Annotated in this window: 15 protein-coding genes; 9 read left to right on the forward strand and 6 right to left on the reverse strand. The window is 71.4% G+C overall.

Translation table 11 applies throughout. The features are described 5' to 3' along the window. The first annotated feature begins 52 nt into the window (after positions 1-52). A complete protein-coding gene (locus tag ACZ67M_RS03965; protein ID WP_385803610.1) occupies positions 53-1,807 on the forward strand; it encodes an NAD+ synthase in 1,755 nt (584 codons plus the stop codon). Between the two features lie 19 nt (positions 1,808-1,826). On the opposite strand, the gene ACZ67M_RS03970 is transcribed toward ACZ67M_RS03965, so the two are convergent. Beyond that, on the reverse strand, positions 1,827-2,273 hold the full coding sequence (locus ACZ67M_RS03970; protein ID WP_161332153.1) for a VOC family protein: 447 nt from the start codon (positions 2,271-2,273) through the stop codon (positions 1,827-1,829). Between the two features lie 165 nt (positions 2,274-2,438). Here ACZ67M_RS03970 and ACZ67M_RS03975 point away from each other — a divergent pair, with 165 nt between their 5' ends. Beyond that, positions 2,439-5,432, forward strand: a complete 2,994-nt coding sequence (locus ACZ67M_RS03975) for a bifunctional [glutamine synthetase] adenylyltransferase/[glutamine synthetase]-adenylyl-L-tyrosine phosphorylase (protein ID WP_385803607.1) — start codon at positions 2,439-2,441, stop codon at positions 5,430-5,432. 24 nt (positions 5,433-5,456) lie between these two features. On the opposite strand, the gene ACZ67M_RS03980 is transcribed toward ACZ67M_RS03975, so the two are convergent. Next, on the reverse strand, positions 5,457-6,314 hold the full coding sequence (locus ACZ67M_RS03980; protein WP_361355398.1) for a phosphatase PAP2 family protein: 858 nt from the start codon (positions 6,312-6,314) through the stop codon (positions 5,457-5,459). Between the two features lie 87 nt (positions 6,315-6,401). Beyond that, the gene (locus tag ACZ67M_RS03985; RefSeq protein ID WP_361355399.1) at positions 6,402-7,436 is read right to left on the reverse strand and encodes a LacI family DNA-binding transcriptional regulator; all 1,035 of its coding nucleotides are present in this window, start codon (positions 7,434-7,436) and stop codon (positions 6,402-6,404) included. Between the two features lie 378 nt (positions 7,437-7,814). Here ACZ67M_RS03985 and ACZ67M_RS03990 point away from each other — a divergent pair, with 378 nt between their 5' ends. The 7 genes from ACZ67M_RS03990 to ACZ67M_RS04020 all read left to right on the forward strand — a co-directional run bounded on the left by ACZ67M_RS03990 (position 7,815) and on the right by ACZ67M_RS04020 (position 20,406). Continuing rightward, positions 7,815-9,086, forward strand: coding sequence for an extracellular solute-binding protein (locus ACZ67M_RS03990; protein ID WP_361355401.1), 1,272 nt, complete (start codon positions 7,815-7,817; stop codon positions 9,084-9,086). Between the two features lie 106 nt (positions 9,087-9,192). Then, positions 9,193-10,197: a carbohydrate ABC transporter permease gene (locus ACZ67M_RS03995; protein ID WP_385803603.1), complete on the forward strand. Its 1,005-nt coding sequence runs from the start codon at positions 9,193-9,195 to the stop codon at positions 10,195-10,197. 13 nt (positions 10,198-10,210) lie between these two features. Further along, on the forward strand, positions 10,211-11,122 hold the full coding sequence (locus ACZ67M_RS04000) for a sugar ABC transporter permease (protein WP_469849464.1): 912 nt from the start codon (positions 10,211-10,213) through the stop codon (positions 11,120-11,122). 119 nt (positions 11,123-11,241) lie between these two features. Beyond that, positions 11,242-12,936: a glycoside hydrolase family 13 protein gene (locus tag ACZ67M_RS04005; protein WP_392009001.1), complete on the forward strand. Its 1,695-nt coding sequence runs from the start codon at positions 11,242-11,244 to the stop codon at positions 12,934-12,936. A 144-nt stretch (positions 12,937-13,080) separates the two neighbouring features. After that, positions 13,081-14,451: an alpha-amylase gene (locus tag ACZ67M_RS04010; protein WP_469849465.1), complete on the forward strand. Its 1,371-nt coding sequence runs from the start codon at positions 13,081-13,083 to the stop codon at positions 14,449-14,451. A 133-nt stretch (positions 14,452-14,584) separates the two neighbouring features. Further along, complete coding sequence (pulA, locus tag ACZ67M_RS04015; RefSeq protein ID WP_469849467.1) at positions 14,585-20,002, forward strand: pullulanase-type alpha-1,6-glucosidase; 5,418 nt, start codon at positions 14,585-14,587, stop codon at positions 20,000-20,002. Between the two features lie 50 nt (positions 20,003-20,052). Continuing rightward, complete coding sequence (locus ACZ67M_RS04020) at positions 20,053-20,406, forward strand: 5-carboxymethyl-2-hydroxymuconate Delta-isomerase (protein ID WP_361355411.1); 354 nt, start codon at positions 20,053-20,055, stop codon at positions 20,404-20,406. 9 nt (positions 20,407-20,415) lie between these two features. On the opposite strand, the gene ACZ67M_RS04025 is transcribed toward ACZ67M_RS04020, so the two are convergent. From ACZ67M_RS04025 to ACZ67M_RS04035, 3 genes are all read right to left on the reverse strand, one after another. Continuing rightward, a complete protein-coding gene (locus tag ACZ67M_RS04025; protein WP_185832360.1) occupies positions 20,416-21,081 on the reverse strand; it encodes a TetR/AcrR family transcriptional regulator in 666 nt (221 codons plus the stop codon). Between the two features lie 81 nt (positions 21,082-21,162). Next, the gene (locus tag ACZ67M_RS04030; RefSeq protein WP_469849469.1) at positions 21,163-22,221 is read right to left on the reverse strand and encodes a PDR/VanB family oxidoreductase; all 1,059 of its coding nucleotides are present in this window, start codon (positions 22,219-22,221) and stop codon (positions 21,163-21,165) included. Then, positions 22,218-23,099, reverse strand: a complete 882-nt coding sequence (locus ACZ67M_RS04035; protein WP_361355415.1) for a metal-dependent hydrolase — start codon at positions 23,097-23,099, stop codon at positions 22,218-22,220. Before ACZ67M_RS04035 ends, ACZ67M_RS04030 begins: the two co-directional genes overlap by 4 nt. Positions 23,100-23,183 lie beyond the last annotated feature (84 nt).

The raw sequence follows: 23,183 nt of genomic DNA on the forward strand, positions 1-23,183 counted from the left end.
CGGACACCGGCACGTCACCCCATTGTGTCGTTCTGACGATTACACTGGGCGGGTGCCTCGACTACGACTCGCCCTGAACCAGATCGACTCCACCGTCGGCGACCTCGACGCGAACGCGGCGGCGGTCCTGCGCTGGACCCGGCACTCCGCCGACCGGGGAGCCCACCTGGTGGCGTTCCCCGAGATGATGCTCACCGGGTATCCCGTCGAGGACCTGGCCCTCAGGTCGTCGTTCGTGGAGGCGTCCCGCACCGCCCTGCGCGCCCTCGCTGCGCGCCTCGCCGAGGAGGGCCTCGGCGGCCTTCCGGTGGTCGTCGGCTACCTGGACCGCTCGGCGACCGCCCAGCCGAAGTACGGCCAGCCGGCCGGCGCCCCGCAGAACGCGGCGGCGGTGCTGTACGGCGGCGAGGTGGCGCTCACCTTCGCCAAGCACCACCTGCCGAACTACGGCGTCTTCGACGAGTTCCGCTACTTCGTGCCCGGCGACACCATGCCCGTGGTCCGGGTGCGGGGCGTCGACGTGGCGCTGGCCATCTGCGAGGACCTGTGGCAGGACGGCGGCCGGGTGCCCGCCGCCCGCTCGGCACGGGCCGGACTGCTGCTCTCCGTCAACGCCTCCCCGTACGAGCGCGACAAGGACGACACCCGGCTGGAACTGGTGCGCAAGCGCGCCCAGGAGGCCGGGTGCACCACCGCCTACCTCGCCATGACCGGCGGGCAGGACGAGCTGGTCTTCGACGGCGACTCGATCGTCGTCGACCGGGACGGGGCGGTCGTGGCCCGCGCCCCGCAGTTCACCGAGGAGTGCGTCGTCCTGGACCTCGACCTGCCGGCCGCCGAGCCGGAGGCGCCCGCCGGCGTGGTGGACGACGGCCTGCGCATCGAGCGCGTCGTGCTCTCCGAGGACCCGGTACCGGCCGACGGGACCCCGCTGTCCGGCGGCCGCGCCGAGCCGCTGGACGACGACGAGGAGGTCTACTCGGCGCTGGTCGCCGGACTCCGCGCGTACGTCACCAAGAACGGCTTCCGCTCCGTGCTGATCGGCCTCTCCGGCGGCATCGACTCCGCGCTGGTCGCGGCGATCGCCTGCGACGCGCTGGGCGCGGAGCACGTGTACGGCGTGTCGATGCCCTCCAGGTACTCCTCCGAGCACTCCAAGGACGACGCGGCCGAGCTGGCGCGGCGCACCGGCCTGCACTACCGGACCGTCGCGATCGCGCCCATGTTCGACGCCTACATGGGCGCGCTGGGACTGACCGGCCTGGCCGAGGAGAACCTCCAGTCCCGGCTGCGCGGCACGCTGCTCATGGCGCTCTCCAACCAGGAGGGCCACCTGGTCCTGGCGCCCGGCAACAAGTCGGAACTGGCGGTGGGCTACTCGACGCTGTACGGCGACTCGGTGGGCGCGTACGGGCCCATCAAGGACGTGTACAAGACGTCGGTCTTCCGCCTCGCCGAATGGCGCAACCGCGCGGCCGGAGCCCGCGGGCAGACCCCGCCGATCCCGGAGAACTCGATCACCAAGCCGCCCAGCGCGGAGCTGCGCCCCGGCCAGGTCGACACGGACTCGCTGCCGGACTACCCCGTGCTGGACGCCATCCTCGACCTGTACGTCGACCGGGACCGGGGCGCGGACGAGATCGTCGCCGCCGGGTTCGACCGCGACCTGGTGACGCGGACGCTGCGCATGGTGGACACCGCCGAGTACAAGCGGCGGCAGTACCCGCCGGGGACCAAGATCTCGGCCAAGGGCTTCGGCAAGGACCGCCGCCTGCCGGTCACCAACCGCTGGCGGGAGACCGGCTGAGACGGCGGCACGGCACCGGTCAGCCCTGGGGGCGCTGGTCCGCCAGCACCTTGTGCAGCGGCTCCGCCACCCGGCGCCGGTACTCCTGGACCGCCCAGCCGTTTCCGTCCGGGTCCTTGAAGTACATGAAGGTCGCGCCGTCGTCCGGCGCGTACTGCACCGGCTCGGAGACGTCCAGGCCGCGCCCGGACAGCTCGGCGTGGGCCGCCTTGATGTCGGCGACGCACAGCTGGAGGCCCTGGTACGAACCGGGCTCCGGCCGGGTCTGCCCCTGCGCCATGTCCCAGATGGCGTCACCGAGAGCGATCGAACAGCCGGAGCCCGGGGGCGTCAGCTGGACGATGCGCATCCCCGGCATGACCTCCTGGTCGATGTCGACGTGGAAGCCGACCTTGTCCCGGTAGAAGTCCCGGGCCCGGTCGATGTCACTCACGGGCAGCGGAATGACCTCGAGGGTGAAGTCCATGGCATGACTCCTTCGGCTTCCGTGTCGGCTCGGGCGCCGACCGCGGTGCCTCTCAAGCTAACGGCTTCCCGGCTGGGACGCGGTCTGTTCGGTGCCGTGCAGTCGCAGTCCGGTTACGCTCGGGCCGTACGACCTTGATCCCAGCAGGTCCGACAGGAGGCCGAGATGACGGCGCCGGGGCGCAGGAGCAGTACCTTCACACGGCTGCTGCGGCACGGCTTCACCGATCCCTCGGCCGCCGAGGAACTGCTGGACGGCGCGGAGCTGACCGAGGTCCGCTCCGACCCCGTACTCCTCGAGGCACTGGGCGCCACCGCCGACCCCGACCTCGCCCTGCACGGCCTGGTCCGGCTCCTGGAGGCGCAGCCCGACCACACCGCCCGCCGGGAGCTGCTGGACACCCTGGTGGCGGCCAAGCCGCTGCGCGACCGGCTGCTCGGCGTGCTCGGCGCCTCCGAGGCCCTCGCCGACCACCTGGCCCGGCACGCCGGCGACTGGCAGGCCCTGGTCACCTACGAGCCCCGCGACCTGCACCCCGGCGTCGAGGAGTTCGAACGCGGCCTGGCCGAGGCCACCGACCCCGTCGCGCTGCGCGTCGCCTACCGGCGCTGCCTGCTCTCCATCGCCGCCCGCGACGTGTGCGGCACCATCGATCTCGCCGAGACCGCCGCCGAGCTGGCCGACCTCGCCACCGCCACGCTGCGCGCCGCCCTGGCCATCGCCGAGGAGGCCGCGCCCGACGACGCCGCGCTGTGCCGGCTGGCCGTGATCGCGATGGGCAAGTGCGGCGGCCACGAGCTGAACTACGTCTCCGACGTGGACGTCATCTTCGTGGGCGAGGCGGCCGGCGACGCCGACGAGACCAAGGCGCTGCGGGCCGCGACCTCGCTGGCCTCGCACATGATGCGGATCTGCTCCGAGACGACCGTCGAGGGCTCCATCTGGCCCGTCGACGCCAACCTGCGCCCCGAGGGCCGCAACGGGCCGCTGGTGCGCACCCTCAGCAGCCACGTCGCCTACTACCAGCGGTGGGCCAAGACCTGGGAGTTCCAGGCGCTGCTCAAGGCCCGCCCGGTGGCCGGCGACCCCGGTCTCGGCGCCGAGTACGTGGCCGCCCTCCAGCCCCTGGTGTGGCAGGCCGCCGACCGCGAGAACTTCGTCGCCGACGTGCAGAAGATGCGCCGCCGGGTGGTGGAGAACATCCCCGCCGCCGAGGTCGACCGCCAGCTCAAGCTCGGGCCCGGCGGCCTGCGGGACGTCGAGTTCGCCGTGCAGCTGCTCCAGCTGGTGCACGGGCGGTCCGACACCTCCCTGCACAGCGGCACCACGCTGGACGCCCTGGAGGCGCTCGCCGCGGGCGGGTACGTGGGCCGGGCGGACGCCGCCCAGCTCGACGAGGCGTACCGCTTCCTGCGCTCCATGGAGCACCGCATCCAGCTGCACCGCCTGCGGCGCACCCACCTGGTGCCCGAGGACCCGGCCGACCTGCGCCGCCTCGGCCGCTCCCTGGGCCTGCGCACCGACCCGGTGGTCGGGTTGCAGCGCGCCTGGAAGCGGCACGCCTCCGTGGTGCGGCGGCTGCACGAGAAGCTGTTCTACCGGCCGCTGCTCGACGCCGTCGCCCAGCTCGCGCCGGGCGAGGCCCGGCTCAGCCCCGAGGCGGCCCGCGAACGCATGGTCGCCCTCGGGTACGCCGACCCGGCCGCCGCGCTGCGGCACCTGGAGGCGCTGGCGTCCGGCGTCACCCGCAAGGCGGCCATCCAGCGCACGCTGCTGCCCGTGCTCCTCGGCTGGTTCGCGGACTCCGCCGACCCGGACGCGGGCCTGCTCAACTTCCGCAAGGTCTCCGACGCGCTCGGCAAGACCCCCTGGTACCTCAGGCTGCTGCGGGACGAGGGCGCGGCCGCCGAGAACCTCGCCCGCGTGCTCTCCGCCGGCCGGCTCGCTCCCGACCTGCTGATGCGGGCCCCCGAGGCGGTCGCGCTGCTCGGAGACGGCGCCACCGGCGGCCTGGCACCGCGCGGGCGCCCCCAGCTCGAGCAGGAGGTGCTGGCCGCGGTCCGGCGCGCCGACGGCGGCGAACAGGCGGTCACCGCGGCCCGCGGGGTGCGGCGCAGGGAGCTGTTCCGTACGGCCGCCGCGGACATCGTCGGCTCCTACGGCACCGAGGCGCAGCCCGTCGAGGCCGACCAGGGCGCCCTGGTGGACCTGGTGGGCGACGCGGTCTCCGACCTGACGGCGGCGACCCTGGCGGGGACGCTGCGGGCGGTCGTGCGGGAGGGGTGGGGCGACACGCTGCCGACCCGGTTCGCGATCATCGGCATGGGCCGGTTCGGCGGTCACGAGCTGGGCTACGGCTCGGACGCCGACGTGCTGTTCGTGCACGAGCCCCGCGAGGGCGTCGACGAGCGGGAGGCCGGGGACGCGGCCAACAAGGTCGTCGCCGAGCTGCGCCGCCTGCTCCAGGTGCCGAGCGCCGACCCGCCGCTGCTGATCGACGCCGACCTGCGGCCCGAGGGCAAGTCCGGGCCGCTGGTGCGGACGCTGAAGTCGTACGAGGCGTACTACCGGCGCTGGTCGCTGGTGTGGGAGCGGCACGCGCTGCTGCGGGCCGAGTTCGTGGCCGGCGACGCCGACCTGGGGCGGCGGTTCACCGAGCTGGTCGACCCGCTGCGGTACCCGGCGGACGGACTCGGCGAGGACGACGTACGGGAGATCCGGCGGCTCAAGGCCCGGATGGAGTCCGAGCGGCTGCCGCGCGGCGCGGACCCCAAGCTGCACGCCAAACTGGGGCCGGGCGGGCTCTCCGACGTGGAGTGGACCGTGCAGCTGGTCCAGTTGCGGCACGGCCACACCGAGGCCGGGCTGCGCACCACCCGGACGCGCGCCGCGCTGGCCGCCGCGTCCGGCGCCGGGCTCATCCCGGCGGAGCAGGCCGGGATCCTCGACGAGGCGTGGGTGCTGGCGACACGGGTGCGCAACGCGGTGATGCTGGTCCGCGGCCGGGCCGGCGACACGTTCCCCACCGACCCGCGCGAGCTTGCCGCGGTCGGCCGGTACCTGGGCCACGGCCCGGGCCACGCGGGAGACATGCTGGACGAGTACCGGCGCACGGCGCGCAGGGCGCGCGCGGTGGTGGAGGAGCTGTTCTACGCGTGACGCCGGGCGCGTGATGCCCGGCGGCTACGCCCGCGTGGGCAACCACGCCCCCTTCTTCCGCGCCGCCGCCACCCGTGGCAGCGCGTACGGCAGGCTGCCGTACCAGGCCGCCGCCACCAGGTAGCCGAACGCCAGGCACAACACGCCCCCCACCGCGTCCAGCCAGAAGTGGTTGGCGGTCGCCACGATCACCACCAGCGTCAGCGCCGGGTACAGCAGTCCCAGCACCTTCACCCACGGCACGGACGCCAGCGCGAAGATCGTCAGCCCGCACCAGACGGACCACCCGATGTGCATCGAGGGCATCGCCGCGTACTGGTTGGACATGTTCTTCAGGTCGCCGGACGCCATCGACCCCCACGTCTGGTGCACCATGACGGTGTCGATGAACCGGCCGCCGTTCATCAGACGGGGCGGGGCGAGGGGATACAGGTAGTAACCGACCAGGGCCACGCCCGTGGTCGCGAAGAGGACGAGACGGGTCGCGGCGTAGCGGCCGGGATGGCTGCGGTACAGCCACACCAGCACACCGAGGGTCACCACGAAGTGCAAGGTGGCGTAGTAGTAGTTCATCCCGATGATGAGCCAAGTCACCGAGTTCACGGCGTGGTTCACCGACTCCTCGACGGCGACGCCCAGTTGCTGCTCGACCCGCCAGATCCAGTCGGCGTTGCGCAACGCCTGCGACCGCTGCTCCGGCACCGCGTTGCGGATCAGCGAGTACGTCCAGTAACTCACCGCGATCAGCAGGATCTCGAACCACAGACGGGGCCGGCGCGGCGTACGGAGCCGGCGCAGGAGTCCCCGCCCCGTCCCCTCAGTGACGGGGTGCGGAACGGCCTCTGCACGGCGTTCCGGAGTCCTCACGGTCGCGTCACCCATAGGCATGGAGTCTGCCAGAAAAGACATCTCCCACCGATCATCCCCCCGTCCGCTGTGGCCCGCATCCGGCCGCGCGGCGGCAAAAGCTCAGGAGCGGCCGCGCTCACCCGGCGCGGAGGCCGTGGAGCCGCGGACCACCAGCTCCGGCATGAACACGAACTCGCTGTGCGGCGCGGGCGTCCCGGCGATCTCCTCCAGCAGCGTGCGAACGGCCGCCTGCCCCATCGCGGGGACCGGCTTGCGGACGGTCGTCAGCGGCGGGTCGGTGAAGGCGATCAGCGGCGAGTCGTCGAAGCCGACGACCGAGATGTCCTTGGGCACGTCGAGCCCCTGCTGCCGGGCCGCCCGTATCGCGCCGAGCGCCATCATGTCGCTCGCGCAGACCACCGCCGTGCAGTCGCGGGCGATGAGCGCGGTGGCCGCCGCCTGGCCGCCCTCCAGGGTGTACAGCGAGTGCTGGACGAGTTCCTTCTCCACGATGTCCGCGCTGAGGTCCAGCTGGTCCTGGACGGTGCGGACGAAGCCCTCGATCTTGCGCTGCACGGGCACGAACCGCTTCGGCCCCAGAGCGAGCCCGATCCGGGTGTGGCCGAGCGAGACGAGGTGCGTGACCGCGAGGCTCATCGCGGCCCGGTCGTCCGGCGAGATGAACGGCGCCTGCACCTTCGACGAGAAGCCGTCGACGAGGACGAAGGGCACGCCCTGGGCGCGCAGCCGCTCGTAGCGCTGCATGTCGGCGGTGGTGTCGGCGTGCAGTCCGGAGACGTAGATGATGCCGGCCACCCCGCGGTCGACCAGCATCTCGGTCAGCTCGTCCTCCGTGGAGCCGCCCGGGGTCTGGGTGGCGAGGACCGGCGTGTATCCCTGGCGGGTCAGCGCCTGGCCGATGACCTGGGCCAGCGCCGGGAATATCGGGTTCTCCAGCTCCGGGGTGATCAGGCCCACCAGGCCCTCGCTGCGCTGACGCAGCCGCACGGGGCGTTCGTAGCCCAGTACGTCCAGGGCGGCGAGTACGGACTGGCGGGTGGTGGCGGCGACGCCCGGTTTCCCGTTGAGGACCCGGCTGACCGTCGCTTCGCTCACCCCCGCCTGGGCGGCGATGTCGGCAAGCCGTGTGGTCACAGGGGTGGACTGTACCTGTCGGCCGCCGCCTTGCACACCGATCGGGCGCCGTGGACGGCCTGTTGGACGGCCCGGCGCGGGCTGCTGCGTCATCGCGCTCCCTCGAGAAAGTGGCGGCAAGAGCTTGCAGAGTCTTGCACAACCGGCCGGATACCGCTCGGCCCCTGTAAACAAGCGTCTCACCACGGTCGCCAGGAGGTCACGCCCGGATAACTTCGGAGATGTCTTGCACTTTTTTGCTGCAAGACCTTTCGCCGCGCTTACAACGCTGTTACGTTCACGTCGCCCGACGGCAGCAACGACGCGGTCGGCAGCGGCAGGAGCGGCGGACGGGCCCGCACCCTGCACCACACGGGCTTTCACCCTCAAGGAGAACTCATGCGGCGTGGCATAGCGGCCACCGCGCTGGTGGCGTCCCTCGCCCTGGCGGCGACGGCGTGCGGCGGGGACGGCGACAGCGACAGCGAGTCCGGCGGACCGGTCACCATCACCTACTGGGACACCTCGAACGCGACCAACGAGGCGCCGACCTACAAGGCCCTGGTCAAGGAGTTCGAGGCCGCCAACAAGGACGTCAAGGTCAACTTCGTCAACGTCCCCTTCGACCAGGCGCAGAACAAGTTCGACACCGCCGCCGGTTCCAAGGGTGCCCCCGACGTGCTGCGCTCCGAGGTGGGCTGGACCCCCGCCTTCGCCAAGAAGGGCTTCTTCCTGCCGCTGGACGGCACCGAGGCCCTCGCCGAGCAGGACAAGTTCCAGCCCAACCTGATCGAGCAGGCCAAGTACGAGGGCAAGACCTACGGCGTCCCGCTGGTCACCGACACCCTCGCCTTCGTCTACAACAAGGCACTGTTCGAGAAGGCCGGCGTCGAGGCCCCCAAGACCTGGGACGACCTGAAGAAGGCCGCCGCCACCATCAAGGACAAGACCGGCGCCGACGGCTTCTGGGGTTCCACGGCCGGCTACTACGGCCAGCCGTTCCTCTTCGGCGAGGGCACCGACACGGTCGACGCCGAGGGCAAGAAGATCACCGTCAACTCGCCCGAGGCGAAGAAGGCGTACGGCACCTGGCTGGGCCTGTTCGACGGCAAGGGCCTGCACAAGGCCGACACCACCGCCGACGCCTACGCCCACATCCAGGAGGCGTTCGTCAGCGGCAAGGTCGCCTCGATCGTCCAGGGCCCGTGGGAGATCACCAACTTCTACAAGGGCTCGGCGTTCAAGGACAAGAACAACCTCGGCATCGCCACCGTCCCGGCCGGCTCCACCGGCAAGGCGGGCGCCCCCACCGGCGGTCACAACCTCTCCGTGTACGCCGGATCGGACAAGGCCCACCAGGAAGCGGCGCTCAAGCTCGTCAACTTCATGACCTCGGCGAAGTCCCAGGAGACCGTCGCCCTGAAGAACTCGACGCTGCCGACCCGCGACGACGCCTACACCGACAAGGTCAAGGCCGACCCGGGCATCGCCGGCTACCAGACGGTCCTGCCCGCCGCCCAGCCGCGCCCGGCGCTGCCGGAGTACGGCTCCCTGTGGGCCCCGCTGGACGAGCAGCTCCCGCAGATCGCCGGCGGCAAGAAGTCCCTGGACGAGGGGCTGGGCGACGCGGAGGCCGCGATCGCCAAGCTGGTGCCGGACTTCTCCAAGTGAGTCCACGGCCGCCGGGTCCCCCGCGTGGGGGGAGGGGACCCGGCGGCCGGTGCGCCGTACCCCTCGATCGTCCCGCCCAGCCCGATGCTCCCGAAGGTGCCGAACCATGACAGTCACCATCGACCGCGCGACCGGCAAGCGCCGCGGTGACCGCACGCCGCGGCCCGGCCTCGGCCGCCGTCTGAGAGACGGTTACCAGAAGTACTGGTACGCCTACGCCATGATCGCGCCGGTGGCCGTCGTGATCGGCGTCCTCGTGCTGTACCCCCTCGGGTACGGCCTCTACCTCACCCTCACCGACGCCAACAGCCTCAACACGGCGCGCACGATCGGCGTCAACGAGATCGAGGCCACCTACAAGTTCATCGGCCTGGACAACTACGCCGACATCCTGTGGGGCCCGACGGCCTACGACCGCTTCTGGTCGCACTTCATCTGGACCATCGTGTGGACGGCCGTCTGCGTCGGCCTGCACTTCTTCATCGGTCTCGGCCTCGCGCTGCTGCTCAACCAGAACCTGCGCGGCCGGACCCTCTACCGGCTGCTGCTGGTCCTGCCCTGGGCGGTGCCCACCTTCGTCACCGTCTTCGGCTGGCGCTTCATGCTCGCCGACGCCGGCATCGTCAACTCCGCCCTCGACTGGCTGCACCTGCCGACGCCGGCCTGGCTGGAGGACACCTTCTGGCAGCGGTTCTCCGCGATCATGGTGAACACCTGGTGCGGGGTGCCGTTCATGATGGTCTCGCTCCTCGGCGGCCTCCAGTCCATCGACAACAGCCTCTACGAGGCCGCCGAGATGGACGGCGCGAGCGCCTGGCAGCGCTTCCGCTACGTCACCCTGCCCGGCCTGCGCTCGGTCAGCTCCACCGTCGTCCTGCTCGGCATCATCTGGACGTTCAACCAGTTCGCCGTGATCTTCCTGCTGTTCGGCAACTCAGCGCCCGAGGCGCAGATCCTCGTCACCTGGGCCTACCACCTGGGCTTCGGCCAGCAGCCGCGCGACTTCGCGCAGTCCGCGGCCTACGGCATCCTGCTGCTGGCCATCCTGATCGTCTTCACCTCCTTCTACCGCCGCTGGCTGAACCGCAATGAGCAGCAGCTCGCGATCTGAGGCAGGAGCCACCATGAGCACCACCGCAGTGCCGACCACCGCTCCCGCCGGGCAGGTCACCGAGCCGGCGGCGAAGCCGCGCCGGGTCCGCGGGCGCGGCGAGCGCAGCCGCGCCGCGTCCCTCGCCTCCCACGGCGTCCTGACCGTCGCGAGCCTCGTCGCGCTCTTCCCGGTCGCCTGGCTGGTCTACCTCTCCCTCGGCCCGGACAAGGACGACTACCTGCACCCCGGGCGCATCTGGTCGAAGATGACCTTCGACAACTACGCCTTCGTGCTCCAGCACACGAACTTCTTCGAGTGGCTGAAGAGCTCGCTCATCGTCTCGCTGGGCACCACGGTCATCGGCGTCATGGTCGCCGCCACCACCGGCTACGCCGTCTCCCGGATGCGCTTCCCCGGCTACCGCAAGCTGATGTGGGTGCTGCTGGTCACCCAGATGTTCCCCATCGCGGTGCTGATCGTGCCGATGTACCAGATCCTGTCCGACCTCCAGCTCGTCGACAGCTACCTCGGCCTGGTCCTCGTCTACTGCTCGACCGCGGTGCCGTACTGCGCGTGGCTGCTCAAGGGCTACTTCGACACCATCCCGTTCGAGATCGACGAGGCCGGACGGGTGGACGGACTGAGCCCGTTCGGGACCTTCTTCCGGCTGATCCTGCCGCTCGCCCGGCCGGGCCTGGCGGTCGCCGGCTTCTACAGCTTCATCACCGCCTTCGGCGAGGTGGCCTTCGCCTCGACGTTCATGCTCAGCGACACGAAGTACACCTTCGCGGTCGGCCTGCAGAGCTTCATCAGCGAACACGACGCGCAGCGCCACCTGATGGCGGCCACCGCCGTGCTCGTGGCGATACCCGTCTCCGCCTTCTTCTACCTCGTGCAGAAGAACCTGGTGGCCGGCCTCACCGCCGGCGGCACGAAGGGCTGACGCCCGACCGGGAGAACGTCCGGCCGCGGTGCCCATCCGACCCCGCAGCACCGCGGCCGGCCGCCTCGTCCCCCACCCATGCCTCCATGACCGGAACTCCGTTACACATCAAGGACGCCATGAGCCAGCAGCCTTCCGCCGCACCGGCCCCCACCTCCGTCACCTCCTCCGCCACGGCCACCGTCGCGGAGCGCCGCGACTGGTGGCGGGACGCGGTCATCTACCAGGTGTACCCGCGCAGCTTCGCCGACAGCAACGGCGACGGCATGGGCGACCTGGAGGGTGTCCGCACCCGTCTGCCGTACCTGCGCGACCTGGGCGTGGACGCCGTGTGGCTCAGCCCCTTCTACGCCTCGCCGCAGGCCGACGCCGGGTACGACGTCGCCGACTACCGGGCCGTCGACCCCATGTTCGGTTCTCTCCTGGACGCCGACGCGCTGATCCGCGACGCCCACGGGCTGGGCCTGCGCATCATCGTCGACCTGGTCCCCAACCACTCCTCGGACCAGTACGAGTGGTTCAGGCGCGCCCTCGCCGAGGGCCCCGGCTCCCCCTCCCGGGACCGGTACCACTTCCGCCCCGGCAAGGGGAAGAACGGCGAACTGCCCCCCAACGACTGGGAGTCCATCTTCGGCGGGCCCGCCTGGACCCGGGTCACCGAGCCCGACGGCACGCCGGGGGAGTGGTACCTGCACCTCTTCGCGCCCGAGCAGCCCGACTTCAACTGGGAGCACCCGGCGGTCGGCGACGAGTTCCGCTCCATCCTGCGCTTCTGGCTGGACATGGGCGTGGACGGCTTCCGTATCGACGTGGCGCACGGCATGGTGAAGGCGGAAGGCCTCCCGGACCTGGGATCCCATGAGCAACTGAAGCTTCTGGGCAACGATGTCATGCCGTTCTTCGACCAGGACGGCGTCCACGAGATCTACCGCCAGTGGCGGCGGATCCTCGACGAGTACAGCGGCGAGAGGATCTTCGTCGCCGAGGCGTGGACCCCGACCGTCGAGCGCACCGCCAACTACGTGCGCCCCGACGAGCTGCACCAGGCCTTCAACTTCCAGTACCTGGGCACCCACTGGGACGCCGAGGAGCTGCGCACCGTCATCGACCGGACCCTGGATGCGATGCGCCCCGTCGGCGCCCCCGCCACCTGGGTCCTCTCCAACCACGACGTCACCCGCCACGCCACCCGCTTCGCCAACCCGGCGGGCCTCGGCACCCAGATCCGCCTGGCCGGCGACCGCGCGCTCGGCCTGCGCCGCGCCCGCGCCGCCACCCTCCTCATGCTGGCCCTGCCCGGTTCGGCTTACGTCTACCAGGGCGAGGAGCTGGGCCTGCCGGACGTCGTCGACCTCCCCGACGAGGTGCGCCAGGACCCGGCCTACTTCCGGGGCGCCGGCCAGGACGGCTTCCGCGACGGCTGCCGGGTGCCGATCCCCTGGACGCGCACGGGAACGTCGTACGGCTTCGGCGCGGGCGGCAGCTGGCTCCCGCAGCCGGCGGGCTGGGCCGAGCTGAGCGTCGAGGCCCAGACCGGCGAGCCCGGCTCGACCCTGGAGCTGTACCGCGCCGCGCTGGCGACCCGCCGCGACCAGCCCGACCTGGGCGCGGGCGACGCGGTGGAGTGGCTCCGCGCCCCCGAGGGCGTCCTCGCCTTCCGCCGCGGCGACTTCGTGTGCGTCGCCAACACCACCGGTGAGTCGGTGACGGTGCCCGCCCACGGCCGCGTGCTGCTGTCCAGCGACGAGGTGACCGAGGCGGACGGCGAGACGAAGGTGCCGGGGGACACGACCGTGTGGTGGACGACGGCCTGACGGGCCGCCGCCCGGCGAACGGTTTTTTTCTTTGAAGTTGGTACGGCCCGCTGCCCTTTCGGGCGGCGGGCCTCTACCATCTGCGTCACCCGCAATCTTGCTGAAGCTTGCAGCAAGAGCCTTCAAAGAAGAAGGAACCCCCACATGGCACGCAGACTTCTCACGGCGGCCGTCGCTCTCGCGGCTGCCTTTGTCATGACCCCGACTGGAGCGCAGGCCTCCCCGCCCGGCGCCAAGGACGTCACCGCCGTCCTCTTCGAGTGGAACTTCGCCTCCGTCGCCAAGGAGTGCACCAGCACCCTCGGCCCCGCCGGCTACGGCTACGTGCAGGTCTCCCCGCCCGCCGAGCACATACAGGGCGGGCAGTGGTGGACCTCGTACCAGCCCGTCAGCTACAAGATCGCCGGGCGGCTCGGGGACCGGGCCGCCTTCAAGAACATGGTCGACACCTGCCACGCGGCCGGTGTGAAGGTCGTCGCCGACGCCGTGGTCAACCACATGTCGGCGGGCGGCGGCCACGGAACCGGCGGCTCCACGTACGCGAAGTACGACTACCCGGGGCTCTACTCGTCGCCCGACTTCGACGACTGCCGCTCCCAGATCTCCAACTACCAGGACCGCTACAACGTCCAGCACTGCGAACTGGTCGGCCTCGCCGACCTCGACACCGGCGAGGAGTACGTCCGCAAGACCGTCGCCGGGTACCTGAACGACCTGCTCTCGCTCGGCGTCGACGGCTTCCGGATCGACGCGGCCAAGCACATCCCGGCCGCCGACCTCGCCAACATCAAGTCGCGGCTCAGCAACCCGGGCGTGTACTGGAAGCAGGAGGCCATCTTCGGCGCCGGGGAGGCCGTCCAGCCGAGCGAGTACACCGGCACCGGGGACGTCCAGGAGTTCCGGTACGCCTACGACCTCAAGCGCGTCTTCAACAACGAGAACCTCGCCTACCTGAAGAACTACGGCGAGGGCTGGGGGTACATGAGCAGCGGCGTCTCCGGCGTCTTCGTCGACAACCACGACACCGAGCGCAACGGCTCCACGCTCAACTACAAGGACAACGCCACCTACACGCTGGCCAACGTCTTCATGCTCGCCTGGCCCTACGGCGCCCCCGACGTCAACTCCGGCTACGAGTGGTCGAACGCCGACGCCGGACCGCCCAACGGCGGCCGTGTGGACGCCTGCTGGCAGAACGGCTGGAAGTGCCAGCACGCCTGGCCCGAGATCAAGTCGATGGTCGCCTTCCGCAACGCCACCCGCGGCCAGGCGGTCACGAACTGGTGGGACAACGGCAACGACGCCATCGCCTTCGGGCGCGGCAGCAAGGGCTTCGTCGCCGTCAACCACGAGTCGGGCGCGCTGAACCGCACCTACCAGACCTCGCTGCCCGCCGGGACGTACTGCGACGTACAGAGCGGCAGGACGGTGAGCGTCAACGGCTCCGGGCAGTTCACGGCGACGCTGGGCGCCAACACCGCGCTCGCCCTGTACGCGGGCCGGTCCGCCTGCTGAACCCGCCCCATGGGCAAGGGTCGTGAAAATTCTTACCGGTACTTTCACGACCCTTGCCGCAAGACTTGCGGCAGCGTTACGGTCACGCCGGGGTCGGACCCGATCGAGCCGTCAGCACAAGGAGTTCACGCCCGTGATACCCAGATGGCCGGTGCCTGTCGCGCGCCGCACCGCACGAGTGAGACGGGTCGCGGCCGTCACCGTGACCGCGCTCGCCGCAGCCCTCCTCCCGCCGCTGGCCGCGCGGGCCGACACCCCGCCCGCGCCCCCCTCCGACGCGAAGCTCGCGAAGGCGGACGCCCGGCACGACCTCACCCGGGAGCAGTTCTACTTCGTCCTGCCGGACCGTTTCGCCAACGGCGACACCCGCAACGACAAGGGCGGCCTGACCGGCACCCGGCTCGCCACCGGCTACGACCCCACCGACAAGGGCTTCTACCAGGGCGGCGACCTCAAGGGCCTGACCGACCGGCTCGACTACATCAAGGGCATGGGCACCACCGCCATCTGGATGGCGCCCATCTTCAAGAACCAGCCCGTGCAGGGCACGGGGGAGAACGCCTCGGCCGGCTACCACGGCTACTGGATCACCGACTTCACCCAGGTCGACCCGCACTTCGGCACCAACCAGGACCTCAAGAACCTCGTCTCCAAGGCGCACGCCAAGGGCATGAAGGTCTTCTTCGACGTCATCACCAACCACACCGCCGACGTCGTGGACTACGAGGAGAAGTCGTACGACTACCTCTCCAAGGGCGCCTTCCCCTACCTGACCGAGGACGGGAAGCCCTTCGACGACGCCGACTACGCGGACGGCGACCGCGCGTTCCCCCGCGTGGACACCGGCTCCTTCCCGCGCACACCGACCGTGCCCGCCGCGAAGAAGAACCTCAAGGTTCCGCAGTGGCTCAACGACCCGGCGATGTACCACAACCGGGGCGACTCCACCTGGGCCGGCGAGTCCACCACGTACGGCGACTTCTCCGGCCTCGACGACCTGTGGACCGAACGGCCCGAGGTCGTCAGCGGCATGGAGAAGATCTACCAGCGGTGGGTGAAGGACTTCGCCATCGACGGCTTCCGCATCGACACGGTCAAGCACGTCAACATGGAGTTCTGGACCCAGTGGGCGACCGCGCTGGACGCGTACGCCGCGAAGAAGGGCCGCGACGACTTCTTCATGTTCGGCGAGGTCTACTCCGCCGACACCTCCGTCACCTCCCCGTACGTCACCGAGGGCCGCCTGGACTCCACGCTGGACTTCCCCTTCCAGGACGCGGCCCGCGCCTATGCCTCCCAGGGCGGCAGCGCGCGGAAGCTCGCCTCGGTCTTCGGCAACGACTACAAGTACACGACCGACAAGGCCAACGCGTACGAGCAGGTCACCTTCCTCGGCAACCACGACATGGGCCGCTTCGGCACCTTCCTCCGGCAGGACGACCCCGAGGCCACCGACGCCGAACTGCTGAGGAAGGACCGGCTCGCCAACGAGCTGATGTTCCTCAGCCGCGGCAACCCGGTGGTCTACTACGGCGACGAGCAGGGCTTCACCGGCGCGGGCGGCGACAAGGACGCCCGCCAGCCGATGTTCGCCTCCCGCACCGCCGACTACCTGGACGACGACCAGCTCGGCACCGACCGCACCCACGCCGAGTCGGCCTACGACCCGAACGCGCCGCTGTACCGGCAGATCAGCACCCTCGCCAAGCTGCGCAAGGCCCACCCCGCCCTCGCCGACGGCGTCCAGACCGAGCGCTACGCGGCCGACGGCGCCGGCGTCTACGCCTTCTCGCGCACCGACGCCGCTCGCGGCACCGAGTACGTCGTCGCCTTCAACAACGCCGACGAGGCGCGGACGGCCACCTTCCCCACCGGCTCGGCGGACATGACCTTCCGCGCCCTCTACGGCACCGACGACGACGCCAGGTCCGGCGCCGACAAGAAGGTCACGGTCACCGTGCCCGCCGGGTCGGCCGTCGTCCTCAAGGCCGCGGGCAGGCTCGCCGAGCCCGCCACCAAGCCCACGGTCGCCCTCACCGCCCCCGGCCCCGGCGCCACCGGCACCGTCGAACTGACCGCCGACGTCGCGGGCGGACAGCTCAACCGCGTCGTCTTCGCCGCCCAGACCGGCGACGGCGAGTGGCGCACCCTCGGCTCCGCCGACCACGCCCCCTACAAGGTCACCCACACCATCGGCGAGGACACCCCGGCCGGCACCGCCCTGCGCTACAAGGCGGTCGCCGTCGACTCGGCGGGCCGCACCGCGAGCGCCATGGCCGCCTCGACGACCGGCACCCCACCGGTCGAGGAGCCGCCCACCGCCGCCTCCCGCGACCACGCGATCGTCCACTACAAGCGGGCGGACGGGAACTACGACGACTGGAACCTGTACGCCTGGGGCGACCTGGCCGACGGCGAGGCCACCGAGTGGCCGGCCGGCCACCCCTTCACCGGCCGGGACGCCTACGGCGCCTTCGCCTACGTCAAGCTCAAGCCCGGCGCGAGCGACGTCAACTTCCTCGTCGTCGACAAGGACGGCGACAAGGACGTCGCCGCCGACCGAACCATCGACGTCACCCGGACCGGCGAGGTCTGGATCGAGCAGGGCAAGGAGCAGGTCGTCACCGAACGGCCCGAATACCCGGCCCAGGACAAGACCAAGGCCGTCCTCAACTACCACCGCGCCGACGGGAACTACGACGGCTGGGGCCTGCACGTCTGGAGCGGCGCCGCGAACCCCACCGACTGGGCGAAACCGCTCCAGCCGGTGAGGACCGACCCCTACGGCGCGGTCTTCGAGGTACCGCTCACCGAGGGCGCCACCAGCCTCAGCTACATCATCCACAAGGGCGACGAGAAGGACCTGCCCACCGACCAGGCCCTGGACCTCACCGCCGACGGCCACGAGGTGTGGCTGCTGGGCGGCCAGGAGGAGTACCTGCTGCCACAGCCCGCGGGTTCGGCCGCGGCCGTCGACCTCGCCACCTCCAAGGCGGTCTGGATCGACCGGAACACCATCGCCTGGAACGGAGCCGAGGGCGCCGCCTCCACCCAGCTGCTCGCCTCCCGCACCGGCTCGGTCAAGGCCGCGAACGGCAGACTGACCGGCGACGGCGAGGCCACCTGGCTGCGCCTCACCAAGACCGCCCTCACCGACGCCCAGAAGGCGAAGTACCCGCACCTGAAGGAGTACGCCGCCTGGTCGGTCGACCCGCGCGACCGCGACCGGGTCCGCGATGCCCTGCGCGGCCAGGTCGTCGCCGCCCAGCGCGCCGCCACCGGCGCCGTCCTCGCGGCGACCGGCGTGCAGATCGCCGGCGCGCTGGACGACCTGTACGCGGACGACGCGACCGGGGCCGACCTCGGCGCCGTCTTCCGGCACGGCCGCCCCACGCTCTCCCTGTGGGCGCCGACCGCGCAGGACGTGCGGGTGGAGATCGGCGACCGCACGGTCCGGATGCGGCGCGACGACGACTCCGGCGTCTGGTCCGTCACCGGCCCCCGCTCCTGGAAGGGCGAGCCCTACCGGTACGCCGTGACGGTGTGGGCGCCCGAGGCGGGCGAGGTCGTCACCAACAAGGTCACCGACCCCTACTCGCTCGCCCTGACCACCGACTCCGAGCGCAGCCTCGCCGTCGATCTGGCCGACCCCGGCCTCGCCCCGCGCGGCTGGAACAGCTACGACAAGCCGAGGGCCGTGCCGCTCAGGGACGCCCAGATCCAGGAACTGCACGTCCGTGACTTCTCCGTCGCGGACCGGACGGCGGACGCCGGCCACCGGGGCACCTACCTCGCCTTCACGGACAAGCGGAGCGACGGCTCGAAGCACCTGCGCGAACTGGCCGAGGCGGGCACCTCGTACGTCCACCTGCTCCCGGCCTTCGACATCGCCACGATCCCCGAGAAGAAGTCCGACCAGGCCACCGTCGACTGCGACCTGGCCGCGCTGCCGGCCGACTCCGACAAGCAGCAGGAGTGCGTGGCCCGGGCCGCCGCCAAGGACGCCTACAACTGGGGCTACGACCCGTACCACTACACGGTCCCCGAGGGCTCCTACGCCACCGACCCGGACGGCACCGCCCGCACGGTCGAGTTCCGCGAGATGGTCAAGGCCCTCAACGACGACGGGCTGCGCGTCGTCATGGACGTCGTCTACAACCACACCGCCGCGAGCGGTCAGGCGAGGACCAGCGTCCTCGACCGGATCGTCCCCGGCTACTACCAGCGGCTCCTCGCCGACGGCTCGGTCGCGAACAGCACCTGCTGCGCGGGCACCGCCACCGAGAACGCCATGATGGGCAAGCTGGTCGTCGACTCGATCGTCACCTGGGCCAAGGAGTACAAGGTCGACGGCTTCCGCTTCGACCTCATGGGCCACCACCCGAAGGCCAACATCCTCGCCGTCCGCGAGGCCCTCGACGCGCTGACCCTCAAGAAGGACGGCGTCGACGGCAAGAAGATCATCCTGTACGGCGAGGGCTGGAACTTCGGCGAGGTCGCCGACGACGCCCGCTTCACCCAGGCCACCCAGAAGAACATGGCCGGCACCGGCGTCGCCACCTTCTCCGACCGCGCCCGAGACGCCGTGCGCGGCGGCGGCCCCTTCGACGAGGACCCCGGCGTCCAGGGCTTCGCCTCGGGCCTGTTCACCGACCCCAACTCCTCGCAGGCCAACGGCACCGAGGCCGAGCAGAAGGCCCGCCTGCTGCACTACCAGGACCTGATCAAGGTCGGCCTCTCCGGGAACCTCGCCGGATACCGCTTCACCGACACCGGCGGCAAGGAGGTCAAGGGCTCCGAGGTCGACTACAACGGCGCCCCCGCCGGATACGCGGCGGCACCCGGCGACGCCCTCGCCTACGCCGACGCGCACGACAACGAGTCCCTGTTCGACGCGCTCGCCTTCAAGCTGCCGAAGGACACGTCCGCCGCAGACCGGGCCCGCATGCAGGTCCTCGCCATGGCGACCGCCGCGCTCTCGCAGGGCCCGGCGCTCTCCCAGGCGGGCACCGACCTGCTGCGCTCCAAGTCGCTGGACCGCAACTCCTACGACAGCGGGGACTGGTTCAACGCCGTCCACTGGAGCTGCGCCGACGGCAACGGCTTCGGACGCGGGCTGCCGCCGGCCGCCGACAATCAGGACAAGTGGCCCTACGCCACACCCCTGCTGGGCGCGGTGCGGGTCGGCTGCCCCCAGATCACCGGGGCGTCGGCGGCGTACCAGGACCTGCTGAGGATCCGTACGGGTGAGCGGGACTTCTCCCTCGCCACGGCGGGCCAGGTGCAGTCCCGGCTCTCCTTCCCGCTCTCCGGGAAGGACGAGACGCCCGGCGTGATCACCATGCGCCTCGGCGACCTGGTGGTCGTCTTCAACGCGACCCCGCAGGAGCAGCGGCAGCGGCTGAGCGGGTCGGCCGGGACCGGCTACCGGCTGCACCCGGCCCAGGCGTCCGGAGCGGACCCGGTCGTCCGGGACGCCGCCTACGCGAAGGCGTCGGGGACCTTCACGGTCCCGGCGCGCACGGTGGCGGTCTTCACCCGCGCGGGCTAGCGGAACGCTGCGGTTAGGGTGCTCCTGTCCGCCGTAGAACAGGAGCACCCATGCCGCAGATCACCATCGAGCGTTCCCCGTCTCTCGACGACGTCGACTGGGAGGAGTTCGCCCTCGCCCTGCACCCGGTGATCGTGGAGACGGTGGCCGCGCGGCTGGAGGCCTGCAAGACGCGGGTCCTGCGCAGCGAGGACGAGGCCGTCGGCGCCGAGAAGGAGCGGCACGCCATCGTGGACGTGTCGATCGCACTGCTCGCCGGACGCTCCGACGACGCCAAGGCGCGGCTCACCGAGGCCGTGGTGGAGCTGCTCCGCAAGCACGTCGCGCCCAGGGACGGCGTCACCCTGCACCTGTCGGCCGAGGTGCGCGACCTCGACCCGTCCTACCGCAAGGCCGAGGTCTGAGACAGGGGCTCAGGACGCCAGCGCGATCAGCCGGCCGACCAGGTCCCCGAACGGGCCGTCGGCCGGTTCGGCCTCGATGACGCGGCGCAGCAGGGCGCCCATCTCCTCGTCGTAGGCGGCGCTCACCGCCGTCAGCGCGGCGAAGTCGTGCACCAGCTGCGTCTCCAGCTCGGCGCGCGGGATGCGGCGCCCGTCCAGCCAGATCAGGGCCGTCGACTCGGCGAGCGAGATCCAGGAGCGGACCACCAGTTCCAGCCGCGCGGGCGGATCCGTGACGTCCAGGTGCGAAAGGATCTGGACATACGCGGCCTGCCGTACGGAGTCCACGAGGGCGTTGGTCGTCGAGGAGCCGACCGCCGGACCGCCGCGCATCAGGGCCGAGAAACCGGGCCCGTGCTCCTCGACGAAGTCGAAATAGCGCCCCATCACCCGCAGCAGCCGCGCCCCCAGCGGGCCCTCCGCCGGCTCCACGAACCGGGCCGCCAGATCGTCCGAGGCACGTTGCAACGCGGCCTCGTACAGGCTGAGTTTGCCGGGGAAGTAGTGGTACACCAGCGGGCGCGAGATGCCCGCGGCCGACGCTATCTCGTCGATGGACACCTCGTCCGGCGAGCGGCGGCTGAACAGTTCGAGCGCGACGCCGATCAACTGCTGCCGCCGCTCCTCGACGCCCATTCTGCGGCGTACCCCGGTACTCATACGAACACCTTACCGATCGAATCCGGCCCCCGAACGGGCCGGACCGGGCATCGGCGTTCACATGTCGAGGACCAGCCGGGTGCCGCGGGCGCGGGAGACGCAGATCAGCATCGAGTCGCCCCGCTCGGAGTCGGTCAGCAGCTCGTCCCGGTGATCGATCTCGCCCTCCAGCACCTTCTGTTGGCAGGTCCCGCACCAGCCCTGCTCGCAGGAGTACGGGGTGCCCGGCAGCTCGGCGCGCACGGCGGCCAGCACCGACGCGTCGCCGGGCACGGTCAGGGTGCGCCCGCTGCGGTGCAGTTCGACCTCGAACTCCGCGTCGCCGCCCGCCGCGGTACGCGGCGCGAACCGCTCCAGGTGCAGGGCGGTGCCCGCCGGGAGGCGTTCCTCGACGGCCGCGATCAGCCCCTCCGGGCCGCAGCAGTACACGGCCGCGCCCTCGGGCAGCTCCGCCAGGAAGGCGTCGAGCCCGGGCCGCCCGTCCACGTCCTCGGCGACAACGGTGACTCTCCCGCCGTCCCGGTCCAGCTTCTCGATCTCCTCCAGGAACGGCATCGAGGCCCGCGTCCGGCCGCCGTACAGCAACCGCCACTCGGCGCCCTCAGGCAGCGCCCGCAGCATCGGCAGCACCGGCGTGATGCCGATGCCGCCGGCGACGAAGACGTACGCGGGCGCCTCGACCAGCGGGAAGCGGTTGCGCGGCCCCCGCACCTCCAGCTCCGTGCCCTCCTGCACCTGCTCGTGCACCTCGCGCGAACCGCCCCGGCCGTCCTCGGCCAGCCGCGTGGCGACGGTGTACGCCGAGGTGTCCTCGGGGTCGCCGCACAGCGAGTACTGCCGGACCAGACCCGACGGCAGCACCAGGTCCAGGTGCGCCCCCGGCTCCCAGCGCGGCAGGTCGTGGCCCTCCAGGCGGATCCGGACCACCCCGTCGGCCACCAGCTCCCGCGAGGTGACCAGCAGCGTCAGCGCGCGCGAGCGCGGCCGCCCCGAGACCGGCGGGTCCAGGGCGGGCATCGGCCACAGCGGAGAGCCCTGGACGCGGTGCCGCAGCGCGCGCCGGGCGACGAGCGCGGCACCGGCCGCGAGCAGCAGAGCCGTCGTCCTGGTCCTCATGCGGACGCCTCCTGGGACTTCTCGGCGGCCACGGCGGCGGGGGAGGCCGCGAGATAGGCCACGGCCTGCTCGGTGGAGCCGAAGCGGGACGGGTGGTAGTCCCGGCTCAGATAGCCGGGTATGGAGCGCAGTACGGCGCCGGTGGCGGGGAGCAGGCCGCTGCGCCCCCGCCGGTGGAAGTCGCCGAAGGTGGCGCGGCCGTCGGTCAGCGTCGGGTCGTTCGCCATGAAGAACCGGGCACCGCGCTGCCACAGGAACACCAGGGCCGCGAACGCGGTCGCCCAGGTGCGGGCCCGCCGCGCGTACCCCCCGTCGAGGTGCTCGAAGAGGTCGAAGGCCACCGACCGGTGCTCGACCTCCTCGGCGCCGTGCCAGCGCAGCAGGTCCAGCATGGTCGGGTCGGCGCCGTGCCGGTCGAGCGCCTCGGCGTTGAGCACCCAGTCGCCGAGGAACGCCGTGTAGTGCTCGATGGCCGCGATCAGCGCCACCCGCTCCATCAGCCACCAGCGGCGCGGCCGGCCCGGCGGCAGGGTGCGGTCGCCGAGCAGCTTCTCGAAGAGCCAGTCGACCTGCGCGGTGTACGGCGTCGGGTCGAGCCCCTGGTCCCGCAGGTGCGGCAGCACCTCGTCGTGGGCCTGGGAGTGCATCGCCTCCTGCCCGATGAACCCGATGACGTCCTCGCGCAGCCGCTCGTCCCGGATGAGCGGCAGCACCTGCTTGTAGACGTGCACGAACCAGCGTTCCCCGGCGGGCAGCAGCAGGTGCAGCACGTTGATGGTGTGCGTCGTGAACGGGTCCCCCGGCACCCAGTGCAGCGGGGTGGCCTCCCAGGCGAAGGACACCTTGCGGGCCTTGAGCGGGACATGCGTGTTAGACATGGCGTCAATGTACTGACGGGTAAGGGCTCAGGGAACCCTCGTGCGCCCACTTGTTGACGCGAGTGTCAGCAGGCGTGGTGGGTG

This window comes from Streptomyces sp. NPDC107500 (assembly GCF_055582785.1).